14 protein-coding genes and 1 tRNA gene are annotated in these 19,049 nt (G+C 66.1%); 9 read left to right on the plus strand and 6 right to left on the minus strand.

Annotated features, from left to right (window positions below; all coding sequences use genetic code 11):
- Window positions 1-61: 61 nt before the first annotated feature.
- Entirely contained in the window at window positions 62-2,839 is a 2,778-nt protein-coding gene (gene topA, locus GUY23_RS05140; RefSeq protein WP_166970323.1) for a type I DNA topoisomerase, read from the plus strand.
- 200 nt (window positions 2,840-3,039) lie between these two features.
- Here the strand turns inward: topA and GUY23_RS05145 are convergent, their stop codons facing one another.
- A complete protein-coding gene (locus tag GUY23_RS05145; protein ID WP_166970325.1) occupies window positions 3,040-3,534 on the minus strand; it encodes a GNAT family N-acetyltransferase in 495 nt (164 codons plus the stop codon).
- A 75-nt stretch (window positions 3,535-3,609) separates the two neighbouring features.
- Entirely contained in the window at window positions 3,610-4,365 is a 756-nt protein-coding gene (locus GUY23_RS05150; RefSeq protein WP_323127151.1) for a lipoate--protein ligase family protein, read from the minus strand.
- A 109-nt stretch (window positions 4,366-4,474) separates the two neighbouring features.
- Between GUY23_RS05150 and tmk the strand changes: the two genes are divergently transcribed.
- Both tmk and GUY23_RS05160 read left to right on the plus strand, forming a co-directional pair.
- Window positions 4,475-7,291, plus strand: a complete 2,817-nt coding sequence (gene tmk, locus GUY23_RS05155) for a dTMP kinase (protein ID WP_166975645.1) — start codon at window positions 4,475-4,477, stop codon at window positions 7,289-7,291.
- A gap of 1 nt (window position 7,292) precedes the next feature.
- Window positions 7,293-8,450: a DNA polymerase III subunit delta' gene (locus GUY23_RS05160; RefSeq protein ID WP_166970327.1), complete on the plus strand. Its 1,158-nt coding sequence runs from the start codon at window positions 7,293-7,295 to the stop codon at window positions 8,448-8,450.
- A gap of 49 nt (window positions 8,451-8,499) precedes the next feature.
- Here the strand turns inward: GUY23_RS05160 and GUY23_RS05165 are convergent, their stop codons facing one another.
- Window positions 8,500-9,618, minus strand: coding sequence for a M20/M25/M40 family metallo-hydrolase (locus GUY23_RS05165; RefSeq protein ID WP_208085484.1), 1,119 nt, complete (start codon window positions 9,616-9,618; stop codon window positions 8,500-8,502).
- A 241-nt stretch (window positions 9,619-9,859) separates the two neighbouring features.
- On the opposite strand from GUY23_RS05165, the gene GUY23_RS05170 reads away from it, so the two are divergent.
- Both GUY23_RS05170 and GUY23_RS05175 read left to right on the plus strand, forming a co-directional pair.
- Window positions 9,860-9,932, plus strand: a tRNA-Thr gene (locus tag GUY23_RS05170).
- A gap of 180 nt (window positions 9,933-10,112) precedes the next feature.
- A complete protein-coding gene (locus GUY23_RS05175) occupies window positions 10,113-10,826 on the plus strand; it encodes a DUF3841 domain-containing protein (protein ID WP_228282745.1) in 714 nt (237 codons plus the stop codon).
- A gap of 16 nt (window positions 10,827-10,842) precedes the next feature.
- On the opposite strand, the gene GUY23_RS05180 is transcribed toward GUY23_RS05175, so the two are convergent.
- Complete coding sequence (locus tag GUY23_RS05180; RefSeq protein WP_166970331.1) at window positions 10,843-11,601, minus strand: hypothetical protein; 759 nt, start codon at window positions 11,599-11,601, stop codon at window positions 10,843-10,845.
- Window positions 11,602-11,640: 39 nt separating this feature from the next.
- On the minus strand, window positions 11,641-12,042 hold the full coding sequence (locus GUY23_RS05185; protein WP_166970333.1) for a hypothetical protein: 402 nt from the start codon (window positions 12,040-12,042) through the stop codon (window positions 11,641-11,643).
- Between the two features lie 252 nt (window positions 12,043-12,294).
- Between GUY23_RS05185 and GUY23_RS05190 the strand changes: the two genes are divergently transcribed.
- From GUY23_RS05190 to GUY23_RS05200, 3 genes are all read left to right on the plus strand, one after another.
- Window positions 12,295-13,503: an acetyl-CoA C-acetyltransferase gene (locus GUY23_RS05190; protein WP_166970335.1), complete on the plus strand. Its 1,209-nt coding sequence runs from the start codon at window positions 12,295-12,297 to the stop codon at window positions 13,501-13,503.
- Between the two features lies 1 nt (window position 13,504).
- On the plus strand, window positions 13,505-15,676 hold the full coding sequence (locus GUY23_RS05195) for a 3-hydroxyacyl-CoA dehydrogenase NAD-binding domain-containing protein (RefSeq protein ID WP_166970337.1): 2,172 nt from the start codon (window positions 13,505-13,507) through the stop codon (window positions 15,674-15,676).
- A gap of 108 nt (window positions 15,677-15,784) precedes the next feature.
- The gene (locus tag GUY23_RS05200; RefSeq protein ID WP_166970339.1) at window positions 15,785-16,705 is read left to right on the plus strand and encodes an NADP-dependent oxidoreductase; all 921 of its coding nucleotides are present in this window, start codon (window positions 15,785-15,787) and stop codon (window positions 16,703-16,705) included.
- Window positions 16,706-16,715: 10 nt separating this feature from the next.
- On the opposite strand, the gene GUY23_RS05205 is transcribed toward GUY23_RS05200, so the two are convergent.
- Window positions 16,716-17,336 carry a TetR/AcrR family transcriptional regulator gene (locus GUY23_RS05205; RefSeq protein ID WP_166970341.1) on the minus strand — a complete coding sequence of 207 codons (621 nt, stop codon included), beginning with the start codon at window positions 17,334-17,336 and terminating at the stop codon, window positions 16,716-16,718.
- A 97-nt stretch (window positions 17,337-17,433) separates the two neighbouring features.
- On the opposite strand from GUY23_RS05205, the gene GUY23_RS05210 reads away from it, so the two are divergent.
- Window positions 17,434-19,047, plus strand: coding sequence for a carboxyl transferase domain-containing protein (locus tag GUY23_RS05210; protein ID WP_166970343.1), 1,614 nt, complete (start codon window positions 17,434-17,436; stop codon window positions 19,045-19,047).
- The last annotated feature ends 2 nt before the right edge of the window (window positions 19,048-19,049 follow it).

The raw sequence follows: 19,049 nt of genomic DNA on the forward strand, positions 1-19,049 counted from the left end.
TACATTGGGCCGGATCGTCCGTTGCATGAAGCAGCAGGTGCCGTGAGAGGAATGTGAAAGCGTGACCACAACCGAGAAGAAGCCCCGTCGCCTCGTCATCGTCGAGTCTCCGACGAAGGCGCGAACGATCGTGGGATACCTCGGCGACGGTTATGACGTCGAGGCCTCCGTCGGCCACATCCGCGACCTGCCCACCCCCTCGGAACTGCCCGCCGACATGAAGAAGGGGCCGTACGGGAAGTTCGCCGTCGACGTCGACAACGGCTTCGACCCCTACTACCGGATCGACCCGGGCAAGAAGAAGAAGGTCACTGAACTCAAGCGTCTGCTCAAGGACGCCGACGAACTCTATCTGGCAACGGATGAGGACCGCGAGGGAGAGGCCATCGCCTGGCACCTGCTCGAGGTGCTCAAACCGAAGATCCCCGTCAAGCGCATGGTCTTCCACGAGATCACCCCTGAAGCGATCGAACGTGCTCTGGAGAACACTCGCGACATCGACGAATCCCTCGTCGACGCGCAGGAGACCCGACGCATCCTCGACCGCCTCTACGGCTACGAGGTCTCACCCGTGCTGTGGCGCAAGATCCGGGCGGGCCTGTCCGCCGGACGTGTGCAGTCTGTGGCCACTCGCCTCGTCGTCGAACGCGAACGCGAACGCATGGCCTTCGTCCCCGCCGACTATTGGGACCTCGACATCGATCTCGGCCTGCCCGACGGGACGAACCCGTTCGCTGCGAACCTCACCACCCTCGATGGGGCACGGGTCGCCACCGGACGGGATTTCAACGACAAAGGCCAGCTGAAGACCACCTCGGCGACGGTCGTCGACCGGGCCCGCGCGGAAGCGCTGGCCACCGAACTGAACGGCACCGCCAAGGACGCGCTGACCGTGACCGCGGTGGAGTCGAAGCCGTACTCCCGCCGCCCGGCCGCCCCGTTCACGACCTCGACGCTGCAGCAGGAGGCCGGACGCAAGCTGCGCATGAGCGCCCGCCAGGCCATGCGCACCGCGCAGTCGCTGTACGAACACGGCTACATCACCTATATGCGTACGGACTCCTCGGCACTGTCGGGCCAGGCCATCGCGGCCGCCCGGAAGCAGGTGACCGAACTCTACGGTCCCGAATTCGTCCCGCAGTCGCCGCGCCAGTACGCGAGCAAGCAGAAGTCCGCGCAGGAGGCCCACGAGGCGATCCGCCCTGCCGGTGACTCCTTCCGCACCCCGGCCCAGGTGTCCAAGCAGTTGGGTGGGGATGAGTTCCGTCTCTATGACCTCATCTGGAAGCGCACTGTCGCCAGCCAGATGGCCGACGCGAAGGGCAAGACCGCGACCATCAAGGTCAGCGCCGCGCTCGCCGACGGCCACGAGGCCGGCTTCAGCGCGAGCGGCACCGTCATCACCTTCCGCGGCTTCCTCGCCGCCTACGAAGAGGGCACCGACGCCTCTCGGTATGACACGAAGTCCGGGGAATCGCGACTGCCGCAGGTCGAAGAGGGCCAGGCGCTCTCGGTCGTCAAGGCCGAAGCCGACGGGCACACGACCGCACCGCCGCCGCGCTTCACCGAGGCCAGCCTCGTCAAGCAGCTCGAAGAGCTCGGCATCGGCCGTCCCTCGACGTATGCGGCGACGATCTCGGTCATCCAGGACCGCGGCTACGTGACCACCCGCGGCAACGCCCTGGTGCCCAGCTGGTTGGCGTTCTCCGTCGTGCGGCTGCTCGAAGAGCACTTCACCGGGCTCGTCGACTACGCGTTCACCGCTGACCTCGAGTCCGAACTCGACCGCATCGCGATGGGCGAAGAGGACCGCAACGACTGGTTGGCCGGATTCTACTTCGGCGACCAGACACAGGACCGGGAGGGTCTCAAAGCGATCGTCGACGACCTCGGCGACATCGATGCTCGTGAGGTCAACACCGTGGCCATCAGCGAGGGTGTGAACCTGCGCGTGGGCCGCTACGGCCCCTACCTCGAGGTCGTCTCGGGAGTCGAAGGCGAGGACCCGAAGCGGGTCTCCGTGCCCGAGGACCTCGCCCCCGACGAGCTGACGGCGGCGAAGGCCGCCGAGCTCATCGAGACCCAGGGAGGCGAGGACCGCGAGCTCGGCGTCGACCCGGAGACCGGGCACACCATCGTGGCGAAGAACGGGCGCTTCGGCCCCTACGTCTCCGAGGTGCTTCCTGAACCCGAGGAGAAGCCGAAGCGTGGTGCCAAGAAGCCGAAGCCGCGCACCGGATCCCTGTTCAAGTCGATGGATCTCGACACGATCGACCTCGAGACCGCGCTCAAGCTGCTCAGCCTGCCGCGCGTCGTCGGCCAGGACGAAGAGGGCACGGACATCACCGCGCAGAACGGTCGCTACGGACCGTATCTGAAGAAGGGCACGGACTCCCGGTCGCTGACCGAGGAGGAGCAGATCTTCACCATCACCCTCGATGAGGCGTTGAAGATCTATGCCGAACCGAAGCAGCGCGGCGGCCGTCGTGCCGCGGCTCCGCTCAAGGAACTCGGCGAGGACCCGGAGACGAAGAAGCCCGTCGTCGTCAAGGACGGCCGGTTCGGTCCTTACGTCACCGACGGGGAGACGAACGCGACCCTGCGCAAGGACGACTCCGTCGAGGCCGTGACCCTCGAACGCGCCGCGACCCTGCTGGCCGAGAAGCGCGCGAAGGGACCGGCGAAGAAGAAGGCCCCGGCCAAGAAGACGGCGGCGAAGAAGGCTCCTGCGAAGAAGACCACCGCGGCGAAGAAGACCACCGCGGCGAAGACGACGGCGGCGAAGAAGTCGACGACGGCTGCGAAGAAGACGAGCTCGGCGAAGCCGAAGACTCCCTGAGCCTACTACCGGACGGGTAGTTACCAACTGGTAAGTGGGCGAAATGGTCGGGCCTCGGGCGAGAACCTCCGACCATTTTGCCCACCCAAGGCCCGGTCGTCAGAACTTAAGCGGGCCGCGCTCCCGCTGGTCGCTGCGAACCTGCATCGTTCGCCGACGATGGCTCGGCAGGCCGGCTCAACATGCCTCCACGGACTGGTTCAAGAGGTCACCGAGTCAGCGAATTCCGTGAGCGCATCCCCGTCGAGGCGGTAGGTCTCCCATTCGTCCTGAGCCTTCGCGCCCAACGATTCGTAGAACCCGATCGAGGGGGTGTTCCACTTGAGGACGCACCACTCGAGGCGGGTGTATCCCCGCTCCTGGCAGATCTGGGCGAGCCGACCGAGCAGGGCTGTGCCGGCACCGGACCCGCGATGCTCGGGGGAGACGAACAGGTCCTCGAGCCAGATGCCGTTCTTGCCGGTCCAGGTGGAGAACGTGTGGAACCAGATCGCGATGCCGATGATCTGCCCATCCGCCTCGGCGACGAGACCGAAGGTGTTCGGATGGCCGTCAGCGGGGAACATCACCGCGGCGAAGTCTGCTTCCGTGGCCTCCACCGCGTCCGGTTCCTTCTCATAGACGGCCAGCCCGTGGACGAGTCGAAGAATATCGGGCAGATCCGCGGGCCTGGCTTCACGGACGGTGACGGTCATCGATGCTCCTCTGGGATTCTAGACTTCCGGGGTTTTCGAGTTCTGAGACTCTGGTATGGCTGGTTTGCCGGTGCCTCACAGCACGTGCTTGTCCACGTAGCCGGCCAACTCCGCCACCTCCTCGGCGGTGGGGGACTGGGGCGACTGCGGATCGGCGGAGGCATAGTAGGCGGCGAACGCCTCGGCGACGGTATCGGTCGTGACCTCGGGATGGATCTCACTGATCGACCCGCCCGTCGCGGGATCCCAGTCGACGCCGAGCGCGGCCTCGACGTCGGTGAGGACCGCGCGGATGGGGTCCGGATCCTCGACGACCACGGAGGAGGAGAACAGCCACGCGCCGGAGATGACGCGCTGTGCAGTGCCGATGGCCTTGATCCGCCCGGCGACGTTGACGCTGTGTTCGCCGGGGCAGTACTCGCCGGGGATCTCGCCGAGGCGGGCGTCGACGCCGATGCCGCGCAGCACCTCGACGTAGTCGAGACCGAAGCCGGTGAACCGGGCATTCGTGTTCGTGATGAACGAATCGCTCGGTTCGATGTGATCGATGACGAGCGATCCCTGATGGTAGGCAGCGGCACGCCCGCCGAGGCTGCGCAGCGCAGGAGTGAAACCGTGGTCCCGGGCCGCTTCGATGGCGGCGGCGAAACCGGGCAGGAACCGGTCGCGGGCGCCGAAGGCCAGGGTGGGTGCGGGCCGATACATCCGCAGTGTCGCACTCCGCCTGCCGGCCTTGACCGAATCGAGGAGGACGCGAGCGAAGGCCAGTTCCTCGACGGGGCCGAGGCCCTCGGCGGCCACCGTGGTCATCGCGGTCGTATCTGTGTGCACGAGATCAAGAGTAGAGGATCGGTGCCGGCCGTCGGGACGCAGGTTGTCCGAGATCGCACGGGGTTCCAAGAGATATGTCAGTTCGGGCAGATAGTGTAGAGCCGTGAGCATGTTGACGACTACAGGACACCGACTGCCCGGAGCCCCCGGCCGATTGGTCACCGAGACCGCCGCCTGGGGTGCCCTGATCACTCTGGTCGCGATCAGCTATGTGGTCGCAGGCACCAGCGGGCTGACGGACACAGTGGGCGGTCGCGCGTTCACCACGATTGCCGAGTCCATCAGTGCCGGCGAGTTCGACAACCGCATGGGCAGCCTGTCGCTGCTCATCGTCTTCGCCCTCTCCTGCGCCGGCCTCTTCATCCCCACCAAGGTCTTCGCCGCTCGGCCACCCGCCGTGCGCAAGACCGCACTGAGCATCTCCGCCATCGTCGAGGCGGCCCTGCTCATCGTTCTCAGCCTCGCCCCGAGCGCATGGCTGACCTGGATCGCAGGTCTGTTCCTCGGTGCCGTGGTCGGACTGCTCATGAGCATCAACCCGTTCACGAACGAGAAGCCCTGGCGGCGTGTGGGAATTCCCGCGGCGGTCCTCGTCTTCGTCTCCTGTGCGTTCCAGATCCTCGGCGGTTCGGCCGCGGGTACGCAGGCGCTGGGATGGATGAGCCTGTTGGTGGGCATCGGCATAGTCATCGGCGCCATCATCATCTTCCTCACCCCCGAACGGGCCCTGCACGCGGAGACCGCGACCACCGGTTCGTTCCCCGAGCTCAAGGCTCGCGTGGCCAGACCGCCGGAGGCGATCGCGAACCCCTGGGTGTGCGTCGGACTCTTCGCCGTCCTCGGCGCGACCTTCATCCTGGCTCAGCCCACAGCGGTCGGTCACGGCTACGGGCAGGCCGGATTCGCGCTCATCATCGCGTGCAGCCTCGTCGGATGGGCGATCGGATTCGAAATGGGACCGACCTTCGCCCCCGGCATGTCGCGTCCCCGCGTGTCCACCTTCGCACTCCTCGTCGCCGGCGTCCTGCTGCTGGCGACCGGAGCCATCGGAGAACTCTCCGGCAAGGTCGTGCTGTCGGCGGTGATCGCGTTCCTCGTCGGCATCGGCGTGCGTGCCCAGCCCTACGACTTCTCCCGCCGGTATGGGGCCGTCGGCGGTGCGGGCCTGGCCATCGTCATCAACGCGCTCGACCTCGGCGGCACCGTCGACGTCGGTTCGAGCCCTGACTGGGTGCTCGCCCCCAGCGATGTCACCTTCCTCGTCTTCGGCATCGCCGCGCTCATCGCCGGCGTGATCGGTCTCTTCACCTTCGATCCGCACAAGCTGCAGGGTCTGTCCGTGGACATCGTCCACGGCTTCCGCCCGCCCAATCAGGCCGAGAGCTCGGCCGGTGGGCTGAGCAATTCGGCCGAGCGCCTCGGTGCCGGGTTCTTCATCGCCGTCGAAGGCGGGGACGGGTCGGGCAAGACCACCCAGATCAAGCGGATCTCCCGTGCTCTGGCCGATGACGGCTACCATGTGGAGTCCACTCGCGAACCCGGCGGAACCGAGCTGGGCACGAAGATCCGGTCCGTCCTCTTCGATGCCGAACCGCCGAGCACCCGCACCGAGGCGCTGCTCTTCGCCGCTGACCGTGCCCACCATGTGGCATCGCTGGTCGATCCCAGCCTGGACGAGGGCGCCATCGTCATCACCGATCGGTACATCGATTCGACGATCGCCTACCAGGCAGCCGGCCGCAGCTTCGACGAGAAGACGATCCTCGCGCTGAGCCGGTGGGCCACCCAGGGATTGGTCCCGCATCTGACGATCGTCCTCGACATCGAGCCCGAGGTTTCCGCCGAGCGGATGGGCAAGCGCGGTGAGAGCAATTATCTCGATGAGGAGAACCAGCAGTTCCACCAGCGTGTTCGCCAGACCTACCTGTCGCGTGCCCACAAGGAACCCGACCGTTACGTCGTCCTCGACGCCTCGGTGGGAGCCGATGAGCTGACCGGGCAGATCCTGCAGGCGATCCGAGCTCGGCTGCCGCAGGCACTCGTCACCCGTGACGGTGCTGCCGGCAGTGATTCCACCGTCGCCGAGGTGGGGGCTGAGCAGTCAGCGGATGTGCCGTCCGACTCGGATGCCGATTCCGTGTCGGCAGCGGGGCAGAACGAGGATTCGGCCGCCGATCCACTCGACCCGGAGAGGGCTGAATCATCGTCCGCCGCGGCTGCGGAGTCGGACGGTGAACAGGTCACGGATGCGGACTCGGACGACGCTTCGACCTCCGACCCCGATGCCGGTTCATGGCATGAGCGCGGACCGCGCTTCGTGCCGGTGACCAACGATCGCTTCATCCCCAACTCCATCACCGACGACGAGGCCGCGCACTCCGGAGCCATCCCCACCGAACGGGTCGACCTCGGTGCTGATCTGCGCGAGGACGTGGCCGCCTCGGCGAGCGAGACGACGGCATCGTCGCCCGCGAAGACCTCGACCGGCGAGGACGACTCCACGACGGTGCTGCCCGCACGCGGACTCACCGCCGACGCGCTCATCGACGACACCGACGACGAGGACGGTGTGCCGACCGACCGCATCGAGACGGACGACGCGGAGACGGACGACGCGGAGACGGACGATCCCGACGAGGCCGAGACCCGTGTGGTCAAGCAGGTCGACCCGGAGGAAGCGGAGACACGGGTCGTCGAACGCTCCAGCCGTGACCAGCAGGGCGACCCGGGCGACTCGCACGTTGACGGCGACCGCGTCGACACGACCGACGACGCAGAGACCACGGTCCTGCCGGTCCGCAGCGCCCGCGACATGAGCCGCGAACGCCTGCAGGCACAAGCCGAGATCGAACGACAGGCCAGGGAACGGCTGCGCAGACAGCGCGAACGCAACAACCGCCGCTTCAACAACCCGGAGGGATCCTGAGGTGAGCGTCTTCGATGAACTCGTCGGCCAGGACGACGTGGTCACCCAGCTCGGCTACGCCTTGGACGATCCGACCGCGATGACCCACGCATGGCTCTTCACCGGCCCACCCGGATCGGGACGCTCGAACGCCGCCAGGGCGTTTGCCGCCGCTCTGATCTCGGGCGGGACGGAGTCGAATGATGTGACGTCCAGGGTGCTCTCGGGGCACCACGAATCACTGACGATCATGTCGACGCAGAAGTCGGTCATCGCGATCGACGAGGTCAGGGAGCTCGTGGCGACGGCACAGTCGGCGCCGGTGAACTCGCAGTGGCGCGTCGTGATCATCGAGGACGCCGACCGGATGATGGAGCGCACCGCGAACGTGCTGCTCAAAGCCATCGAAGAGCCGCCGCCTGCGACGGTGTGGCTGCTGTGCGCGCCCAGCCCGATCGATGTGCTCACCACCATCAGGTCGCGGTGTCGACCGGTGCGTCTGCGGATCCCCTCGCGGGAGGCTGTGGCTCAGCTGCTGATGCAGCGTGACAACGTCAGCGAGGAACGGGCGCAGTGGGCTGCGGCCGTGGCCCAGAACCACATCGGCCGGGCAAAGCACCTGGCCTTGAACGAATCGGCCGACGCCGAACGCAGACAGATCCTCGCCATACCGGGCAAACTCACTTCGGTAGGGGCGACGATCCGGCTGGCCGGGCGCATCGTCGACGAAGCTGCGGAGACGGCGAAGTCGCGTGTCGAGGAGCGCAATGCCGCCGAACGCAGCGATCTGATGACCACCTTGGGAATCGAGGGGGAGAAGACCATTCCGCCCTCGGCCAGAGCCCAGATCAGAAAGCTCGAGGAAGAGCAGAAGAGGCGTTCCGTGCGGGCACGCAACGACGAGCTCGACCGGATCTTCCTCGAACTGATGAGCCTCTACCGCGACATTCTCATGTACCAGCTGGGGATCCGCGAAGGATGGATCAATGCCGGCGAGGTCGACCTCATCGCCGAGCAGGCGAACCGGGACGGACCGGATACGACTCTGCTGCGCATCGACGCGATCACCGAGGCCAGGCGGCGTCTGCAGACGAACATGTCCCCGGTTCTCATCGTCGAATCCGCGTTCGTTCTGCTGTCCAATCCCTGGCTGCAGGACGACCGCACCGGAGCACTCTGAGTCTGGCCTGTGCAGTCGCGGCCTCGATCGCGGGGGAGGCGGGCCGGTCTCAGGCCTCTGAGAGGAGTTCCGTCACGAGGGCGGCGGTGAGTTCGACTCGGCGGGGTATCCAGATCTGAAGAGCGTGCTCGGTGCGCGCATGGGAGCCTCCGCCGACGGTGCCGAGACCATCCAAGGTCGGGGTGCCGACTCCGGCGGTGAAGTTCCCGTCCGACCCGCCGCCGACGGCGACGGAACGCAGGGGAGGGTGCCCGAGCTTCCCGGCGAGGCGCTGGGCCCGGGCGTAGAGTCCCATGGCCATGTCCTCTTCGAGCGGGGCCCGGTTGATTCCGCCCTTGAGTTCGACCTTCGCGCCGGCGACGGTGGGGCTCAGTGTGCGCAGTGCGTCGTCGATGCGCACCTGCTCACTCGCCGAGGCTGCTCTCGAGTCGATCCCGACGACGGCCTTGGCCGGCACCGTGTTCGTCGTCGATCCGCTCGACATCACCGTCGGCACGACCGAGGTGCCCGCCGAGGGTCTGTGCAGTTTCGCGATCTCGACGATCTGATTGGCCACCTCGATGGTGGCGTTGATGCCCTTCTCCGGTTCGACACCGGCATGGGCGGCGAGGCCGGTGACTTCGAGCTGGTAGATCGCGACGCCCTTGCGGGCGATCTTCACCGCACCGTCTGCTGCTCCGCTTTCGAAGACGAGCGCGGCCATCGCGCCGCGCGCCTCCTCCTCGATGATCGTTCGGGAGCCGGGGGAGCCGAGTTCTTCGTCGGCGGTGATGAGGAGGCTGACTCCGTCGAGGCTGCCCTGTTCGGCACGGACCTTCGCCAGCGCATAGAGGGCGATGAGCAGTCCGCCCTTCATATCGTCGGCGCCGGGGCCGCGGACGACTCCGTCCTTGACCGAGTACGGGAAGTCTGTGAGCGTTCCGGTCGGCCAGACGGTGTCGTGGTGGCCGATGAGGACGACTCTGCGAGGGCCGGTGCCGAAACGCCAGAGTACGTGCGGGTGGCCGTCGGTGTCGATGATGCGGGGAGCGGCGCCGAGGAGCCCGGTGCCGATGCGGGAGACGAGCCGGGCGCTGCGGGCCAGAGATTCGGGGTCGTTGGAGAACGACTCGCATTCGATGAGCGCCTGGAAGTCACTCATGAAGTCGTCGGAGTCGAACTCTGCCACGGATGCCACCTTCTGTCCTCGCTGATCGTCTGTCCTGTCCAGGTTAGCGTGCTCCGGTCGCATGCCTTCACCCGCTGTCCCGATCGGGTTCGCCGGCGCCGAGGTGGCCCGCCATGATGCCTGAATGCTTGGTCCCCGATCCGATCGGATGTGCTGTCCGCGAGGTCCCCGCGGGTACCTCGAATGGGATCGTCGCTCGTTTTGACCACCGGCACTCTGGTTGGCTAAAGTTGGGTCGGTTGCCGCCTTAGCTCAGTCGGCAGAGCGATTCACTCGTAATGAATAGGTCGCGGGTTCGATTCCCGCAGGCGGCTCGGCAACATCACCCCAGGTCAATGGCCTGGGGTGTTTCCGTTGCTGGCACCGTCCTCCTCTCGACGTGTGCCCCCGGCGGACCCCCGCGACTTCATTCAAATCTTCCTCAATTCCGGCAGTTCGCCTGGGGCTGTTTGCCGGTTGACCAACTGGCCTGCGGTTGATGAAGAATGGAGACTATGGCCGCTTACCGGAAGCCTCGGAGGACTGGTCAGCTACGTGCATTCGGTGCCATTCCCGCGGTGCCGTGGTTCCTCGCGCCATTCGCATTCGCGCTCAGCAGCCGCAGGTGCAGAGCCGGACAAGCGAAGAACGATGCTGTGACTTTGTGCACTTTTCAGTCTCGCGAGGCTTATGAGGTGCTTCAGGAAGAGGGAGTGCTGATAGGCGACGCGACTCGTGGATGGGACGAGTTCCAGGAAGCCTGCCTTTGGCTGGATCGCACCATGGGCAGCCGAGGGATCTCCGGTCCTGCCGGCGCTCTTCTCTGGTTCTGGCCCGATCCTTCGGGGCGGAGAATCCGCTCCCATGCGAGGCAGGCCAGGGGAGACGTCATGCTCACGGTCAGACTTCCCACCGAAAGATTTCTTGTCAGCGAGTTCGTTGACTGGCACAGTGTGCTCAATCGCACGCTGCACGTTCCTCAGCGAATCGGTGAGACCGAAACTGACTGGGACCAGCGGTCGAGGCAACAGTGGAATGATTTCAAGGCAAGGGCGGGCGAACTCGTACGAGGACCGACCGACAGATTGCCGACAGACCTGCGCGCCGAACTGGAGAGGTCATGGCTCCAGATCTTCGACCCAACGACGTGGCATCCCGACTCGACCCTGCAGGCCACAGCGCGTGAGCTGCCGAGCTCGGAAATAGTCAGCGCGGTGCGAATCCTCTGATCGATAACATACGTCCTCAGGACGAGAGTCGATCGGCGGCGATCGCGGCGATCGGTCTGAGGATCTTCTCGCTGGTCATCCGGGTGAAGCCTTCAACATCATCGGAGTAGTCGATCTCCTCGCCGTCGACCGTGTAGAGACTGCCCTCCGGATGGCCGTACTGCTCATACGGCCGTGCATCGATGGCCATCTCGAAGACAACATGCTCGAGGGCACAGGTGATCGTCTGAGCCTCATGGACCTGGACGCATTCGGCATCGCCGAGGGCGCTCTTGTCTCCCTGCGGCAGGTCGCCGTTCTTCTCCATGTAGTCGGCATCGCCGGCGTGCAGGATGCGAGAGCTGAGGTTGACGACGACATTGCCGTCGGCCAAACTCAGTCCCTCCATGTCGAAGCCCGCGCTCGTCAGGCACGTGCCCTCCGGCACAGTCTCCTTCTCACTGCCGGAGCCGATGTCGATGATCGTCATCGTCGTCGGACTCGGCTTCTGCCCGGTTTCGACGACATCGGGCAGGACCGCCTTGATCGTGCCCTCGTCCGTGAGGGCACAGGCCGAGGGCCACTTGTCGAACTCGAATGCGCCGGAGGAATGAGTCGGCAGATCAAGGTCGATCACTGCACCTTCGTAGTCAGGTTGGGACACCACCTCGATCGGCTTCGACTGACCCTCGTCGTCCTGCGCCGTCGATGACTGCCCGCTGCAGGCCGTGAGCCCCACGAGGACTGCTGCGCCGGCCGCCATCGTGGCAGTGCTGCGGTGACGTGCTGAGATCAATCGAGACCCTTCCCTTTGTCCGAAGGCGCAGCGAGAGAGCTACTTCCTCTTCGGCTTGAACGAGGTGGAGCACTTCCAGGTCGTCTTGCCTTTCTTCGCGACCACGGTCACGGAGACCTTCTTCCCCGGAGTGGCTCCGGAAATATAGTACTTGAGGGTCGCTTTGCCCTTCTTCGATGCGGTCGCCTTCTTCTGAGTCTTCGTCGTCTTGTAATGAGCGACAGTCGTCACCTTGGCCTTGGCCCCGACCTTGGAGACGTTGACGTTGGTGTAGGAGTACTGGCGGGGTTTCGAGATCGACATCTTCGCCGAGCACTTCTTCGTTGCCGCCTCGGCGGGCTGGGCATCGACGGCGATGGGGCCGGCGAGGAGGCCTGCGGCCAGTGTGAGCGCCAAGAGCTTCGAGCCCGCTTTCGTGCGGGCAGGGGTGGTCAAGGACATGATTCTCCAAGGGATTCCGAGCTGATGTGTCGACTTATCATAATCACTTCTGTCGTCGAAAGGAAACGCTAGATTTTCGACAACTGGGGAAGTCGCTGACGCATGAGCGCAAAACCGAAATCACGCTGCCTGCGACGGCATTCGTGCGTGTGTTGCTCGTCACTGGAAACTGGGACACAATGGGGGTGCGAATGTTACTGAACGATCGATCAGATCTAGTGGTCGGTCTTCCATCCAGACTGTGAGGAACACATGAGCGAAGCGTTCATCTATGACGCGGTGCGCACCCCACGCGGCAAGAACCGCGGCGGGGCGCTGCACAGCGTCAAACCCATCGACCTCGTCACCGGCCTCATCGACGCCGTGCGCGAGCGCAACCCGGAACTCGACGACTCCCAGATCGACGACATCGTCCTCGGCGTCGTCTCCCCGGTCGGCGAACAGGGCAGCGACATCGCCCGCGTCGCCGCGATCGCCGCCGGCCTCGACGAATCCGTGGCGGGCGTCCAGGTCAACCGGTTCTGCGCCTCTGGCCTCGAAGCCGTCAACATCGCCGCCCAGAAGGTCGGCTCCGGCTTCGAGAACCTCGTCCTCGCCGGCGGCGTCGAGTCGATGTCCCGTGTGCCGTTGGGCTCCGACGGCGGCGCCTGGGCTCAGGACCCGACGACGAACTATGACACCTACTTCGTCCCGCAGGGCATCGGCGCCGACCTCATCGCCACCACCGAGGGCTTCACCCGCGCCGACGTCGACGCGTTCGCCGCCGAATCGCAGAAGCGCGCCGCCGCCGCATGGGACGAGGGGCGCTTCGACAAGTCGATCGTGCCCGTCAAGGACATCAACGGCATCACCCTGCTCGACCGTGACGAGCACATGCGCCCCGGATCGACCGCCGAATCCCTGGCGAAGCTGCCCCCGGCCTTCGCCAAGCTCGCCGCCCAGACCGGGTTCGACGAGGTGGCTCTGCAGAAGTATCACTGGGTCGAAGCCATCGACCACGTCCACACCGCCGCGAACTCGTCGGGCATCGTCGACGGCGCCAGCCTCGTCATCCTCGGCGACGAAAAGGTCGGTCAGAAGATGGGGATGAAGCCGCGCGCCCGCATCGTCTCCACCGCCGTCACCGGCTCCGAACCCACCATCATGCTCACCGGACCGACCCCGGCGACGCAGAAGGCCCTCGACAAGGCCGGCCTGACCGTCGATGACATCGATCTCTTCGAGCTCAACGAGGCCTTCGCGGCCGTCGTGCTCAAGTGGATGAAAGACCTCGACATCCCGCACGAGAAGGTCAACGTCAACGGCGGAGCGATCGCCATGGGCCACCCGCTGGGTGCCACCGGTGCCATGATTCTGGGAACCGTCCTCGACGAACTCGAACGCCGCGACCTCAAGCGCGGACTCGTCACCCTGTGCATCGGTGCAGGCATGGGCATCGCGACGATCATCGAAAGGGTCTGACATGACGACAACGACAGCTACCGCATACAGCCACGAGACCGATGCCGACGGCATCGTCACCGTCGTCATCGACGAACCGGGCGCCAAGGTCAACACCATGAACGACTACTACTCGGCCGCCATGGAGGCGACCGTGGAGTGGCTCGAAGCCAACGTCGAGGACATCACCGGCGTCGTGCTCACCTCGGCGAAGAAGACCTTCTTCGCCGGAGGCAACCTCAACAAGATCCGCGCCGCCGACCCTGCGAAGTCCGATGAGGAGTTCGCCGCGGTCGAAGGCGTCAAGGCCGTCCTGCGCCGGCTCGAGACGCTCGGCCGTCCCGTCGTCGCCGCCCTCGGCGGTGCCGCGCTCGGAGGCGGACTCGAGATCGCCTTGGCCGCCCACCACCGGATCGCCGCCGAGGACAACCCCTCGGCCCGCTTCGGCTTCCCCGAAGTCTCCCTGGGGCTGCTCCCCGGAGGAGGCGGCGTCGCCCGCACGGTCCGTCTGCTCGGTCTCCAGACTGCACTGCAGAAGGTCATCCTGCCCTCGACGAAGTTCAAGGCTGCCGATGCCCAGAAGCTCGGCCTCGTCGACGAACTCGCCCCGACCGCCGAGCTCGAAGCTCGCGCGAAGGCGTGGATCAAGGACAACCCCGAGGCGGCCCAGCCCTGGGACACCGAGGGCTTCAGGATCCCCGGCGGCTCACCGTCCTCGCCCAAGCTCGGCGCGATGCTCCCGGCCATGCCCGCCCTGCTTCGGCGCCAGACCAAGGGTGCGCCGATGCCGGCACCGCGCGCGGTCCTCGCCGCCGCCGTCGAAGGCGCCCAGGTCGACATCGACACCGCGCTCAGCGTCGAAACCCGCTACTTCGTCAACCTCACCCACACCCAGGTGGCGAAGAGCATGATCAAGGCCTTCTTCTTCGACCTCGGCCACATCAACTCCGGCGGCTCACGCCCCGACGGATATGAGCCCCGACAGGTGAAGAAGCTCGGCGTGCTCGGCGCCGGCATGATGGGCGCGGCCATCGCCTACACCGCAGCGAAGGCCGGCATCGAGGTCGTGCTCAAGGACGTCGAGCTCGCCGCCGCTGAGAAGGGCAAGGCCTACGCCGCCAAGCGCGAGGAATCGGCACTGTCGAAGGGTAAGACGACCGAGGAGAAGTCCAAGGCCGTGCTCGACCGGATCACTCCGAGCGCCTCGGCCGAGGACCTCGCCGGTGTCGACTTCGTCATCGAAGCGGTCTTCGAGTCGGTGTCCGTCAAGCACAAGGTGTTCGGTGAGATCGAAAGCATCGTCGAATCCGACGCGGTGCTCGGATCGAACACCTCGACGCTGCCGATCACGGAGTTGGCGAAGGGCGTCGACCGCGACGCCGACTTCATCGGCATCCACTTCTTCTCGCCGGCCGACAAGATGCCCCTGGTCGAGATCATCCGTGGCGCGAACACCTCGGATGAGACCCTGGCCCGGACCTTCGACCTCGTCCAGCAGATCAAGAAGACCCCGATCGTCGTCACCGATTCCCGCGGATTCTTCACCTCCCGTGTCATCGGCACCTTCATCGCCGAGGCGGTCGCCGCCGTCGGTGAAGGCGTGGAGCCGGCGACGGTGGAGCAGGCAGCCCTGCAGGCCGGATATCCGACCGGTGCGCTGCAGCTGACCGATGAGCTCACGCTGACGCTGTCGCAGAAGATCCGCCAGGAGACCCGGACGGCCGTCGAGGCCGAGGGCGGCACGTGGGAGGCGCACCCCTCCGAGGCCGTCATCGACTGGATGGTCGAGCAGGGTCGCACCGGCCGCAAGGACGGTGCCGGTTTCTACGACTACGACGAGAACGGCAAGCGGACGACGCTGTGGGCCGGTGTGCGTGAGCACTTCGAGTCCGGATCGACGACCGAACCCTTCGCCGATCTGCAGGAGCGGATGCTCTTCGCCGAGGCGATCGAGACGATCAAATGCCTCGACGAGGGTGTGCTCACCTCGGTGCCGGATGCGAACATCGGGTCGATCTTCGGCATCGGCTTCCCGGCCTGGACCGGTGGTGTGCTCCAGTACGTCAACCAGTACGAAGGCGGCCTGTCCGGCTTCGTCGAGCGCGCGAAGGAACTCGCCGCGACCTACGGAGACCGCTTCACCCCGCCGGCCTCGCTCGTCGAACGCGCGAAGACCGGCGAGACCTACGAATGAGAGCCGCGTAACCCCAGCCGGTTCGCAGGATTAGCCTGATGGCCTTCCGGTGTTGTCCAGTCACGCTGAGAGTTCAGCCGCACTGACAGCTACCGGAAGGCCATTGCTATGCGCGCCGCCGTCTACGACGCCTACACCGAGAACTTCGACGACATCACCGTTCGCGACCTGCCCGATCCGAAGCTTCCCCCGGCCTCGGTGCTCATCGAGGTCAAGGCCGCCGGGGTCAACCCGGTGGACTGGAAGCTAGTCGGCGGGCACCTCGACGCCTTCATGCCGACCCAGTTCCCCGTCACTCCCGGCTGGGACGTTGCCGGCGTCGTCGTCGGCCTCGGCTTCGACACTCCTGAGTTCTCCATCGGTGATGAGGTCGTCGCCTACGCCCGCAAGGACGTGCTCTCGGCCGGCACCTTCGCCGAGAAGGTCGCGGTCCCCGTTCGTGCTGTGGCGCGCAAGCCGAAGAGCCTGAGCTGGGAGCAGGCCGGCGGACTGCCGCTGGCCGGAGGGATCGCACTGCGGACTCTCGAAGCCCTCGGCGAGATCGACGGGAAGACCGTCCTCGTCCACGGTGCGGCCGGGGGAGTGGGCGGCTTCGCCGTGCAGATCGCCGCCGCCTACGGTGCCCGTGTCATCGGCACCGCTTCCGAACGCAACCACGACTACCTGCGCGAACTCGGCGCCGAACCCGTGACCTACGGAGACGGTGTCGTCGAGCGCATACTCGAGGCGGCCGGCGGCAAGGTTGATGGTGTCGTCGACTTCGTCGGTGACCAGCTCGAGACGACCCTGGCCGTCCTCACCGAAGGCGGAGCACACGCCTCGGTGGCCGATCCGGCCGTTGCCGAGCATGGTGGTCGCTACATCTGGGTCCGCCCTGACGGATCCGAGACCGCTCGCCTCGGCCAGCTCGTCGACGAAGGTCGGCTGACCGTCGAGGTGGCCGGAACCTACGGCCTCGACGAGGTGCCGCAGGCCTTCCGTGACAATGCCGAGGGACACACCCGCGGAAAGCTCGTCATCGTCCCCTGAGGTGTGAGCCTCAGTCGATTCCCAGCGCCGCGGATGCGGCGGCGCGCAATTCGACCCCGACCACCTCGGCGCTTGAGCGTCGGGCCTGGTACGGGGTCGAATTCATCATTCCGAACACCGCGTGGACGCGCACCGTCGCGGCCTCGAGGCTCCACTCCGGTCGGGTCCGGGCGACGACCTCGGCCCACCGGCTGACATAGGAGCGCTGCAGCCGGCGCACGGTCCGGCGCGACTCCTCGGGCAGGGCCGCGAGATCCCGGTCCTGGATGCGGATGAGCTCGGGCTCGCTCATCGCGAAGTCGACATGGAAGTCGATGAGGCGGCGCAGCACCGACCGTGCGTCCGATTCTGCCGTGGCAGCCGCCTCGGCGCCGGCGACGATCTCGTCCCCACCTGACTGCAGGTATTCGGAGATGCCGACGAGCAGCTCTTCGAGCACGGCCTCCTTCGACGAGAAGTGCCGATAGACCGCCGGTGCCGAGATCCCCGCCCCCTTGCCGAGGTCGTCGAGGCGCACCCCGTGGAAGCCGTGCTTCGCATAGAGCGTCTTCGCGACCTCGAGCAGCTGCTCGCGCCTGGCCGCCTTCGCGGCCGCGCGTGCCGTCGGCCTGACCGTGTCCTCGGTCGACATGTCCGACTTCCTTCCCTTGCTCTGCGCATTGTCACTTTCGCCTGTGAGCAGTATCATAGCAGTCAGTTAAGAATCATTAACTGAAATGAGGGTGGGAATGAGAGCAGTGGGTACTGCGGTCAGTCCGTCAACGGGGCAGGTCAACGCCGACGCCCATGCCGAACTCATCGCCGAACTCCGCAACCGCGTGCAGGCGACTGCCCGCGGTGGATCCGAGAAGTCCAGACAACGTCACATCGACCGTGGCAAACTGCTGCCGCGCGATCGCGTCGAGCACCTGCTCGACCCCGGTACACCCTTCCTCGAACTCTCTCCGCTCGCGGCCAACGGTATGTACGAGGATGCGAGCCCCGGCGCCGGCATCATCACCGGCATCGGCCGGGTCGCCGGACGCGAATGCGTCATCGTCGCCAACGACGCGACCGTCAAGGGCGGCACCTACTATCCGGTGACGGTGAAGAAGCACCTGCGCGCCCAGGAGATCGCGAAGGAGAACACCCTCCCGTGCATCTACCTCGTCGACTCCGGAGGGGCGAACCTGCCCAACCAGGACGACGTCTTCCCCGACCGCGAACACTTCGGCCGGATCTTCTATAACCAGGCCACCCTGTCAGCCGCGGGCATCCCGCAGCTGGCCGCAGTCCTCGGATCCTGCACCGCCGGCGGCGCCTACGTCCCGGCGATGGCCGACGAATCGATCATCGTCTCCGAACAGGGCACGATCTTCCTCGGCGGCCCACCACTGGTCAAGGCCGCCACCGGTGAGGAAGTCACCGCCGAGGAACTCGGCGGCGGAGCCCTGCACTCACGGGTCTCCGGAGTCACCGACCACCTGGCCGCCAACGACTCCCACGCACTGGAGATCATGCGCGACATCGTCTCCACGCTCGGACCGAAACCCGGACCGAACTGGGACGTCGTCGACTCCCGGGAACCGGCCCACGCCCCGGCCGAACTGACCTCCGTCGTGCCCGTGGACTCCCGCACCCCGTACGACGTGCGCGAGGTCATCGCCCGCCTCGTCGACGGTTCCGAGTTCCACGAGTTCAAGGCCGAATACGGTACGAGCCTCGTCACCGGCTTCGCCCACCTCGACGGACATCCGGTGGGAATCGTCGCGAACAACGGCATCCTCTTCGGCGAGTCCGCCGTTAAGGGCGCGCACTTCATCGAACTCTGCGACCAACGCAGCACCCCGCTCATCTTCCTCCAGAACATCTCCGGGTTCATGGTCGGCCGCGATTACGAGGCCGGCGGCATCGCCAAACACGGAGCGAAGATGGTCAACGCCGTCGCCACCGCCCGCGTGCCGAAGTTCACCGTCGTCATCGGCGGCTCCTTCGGCGCCGGCAACTACTCGATGTGCGGCCGCGCCTACTCGCCGCGGTTCCTGTGGATGTGGCCCAACGCCCGCATCTCCGTGATGGGCGGCGAACAGGCCGCCAGCGTCCTCTCGACGGTCAAGCGCGACCAGATCGAAGCTCGCGGCGAGACCTGGTCCGCCGAGGCCGAAGACGAGTTCAAACAGCCCGTCCGCGACCAGTACGAAGCCCAGGGCAACCCCTACTACTCGACCGCCCGGCTGTGGGACGACGGGATCATCGAACCCGGCGACACCCGCCAGGTGCTGGCCATGGCCCTCGAACTCGCCCGCTTCGGACCGATGGAACGCCCGCTGGGTGCCAGCGGCTACGGCGTCTTCAGAATGTGAGC

Source organism: Brevibacterium atlanticum, assembly GCF_011617245.1.
Lineage (GTDB): Bacteria > Actinomycetota > Actinomycetes > Actinomycetales > Brevibacteriaceae > Brevibacterium > Brevibacterium atlanticum.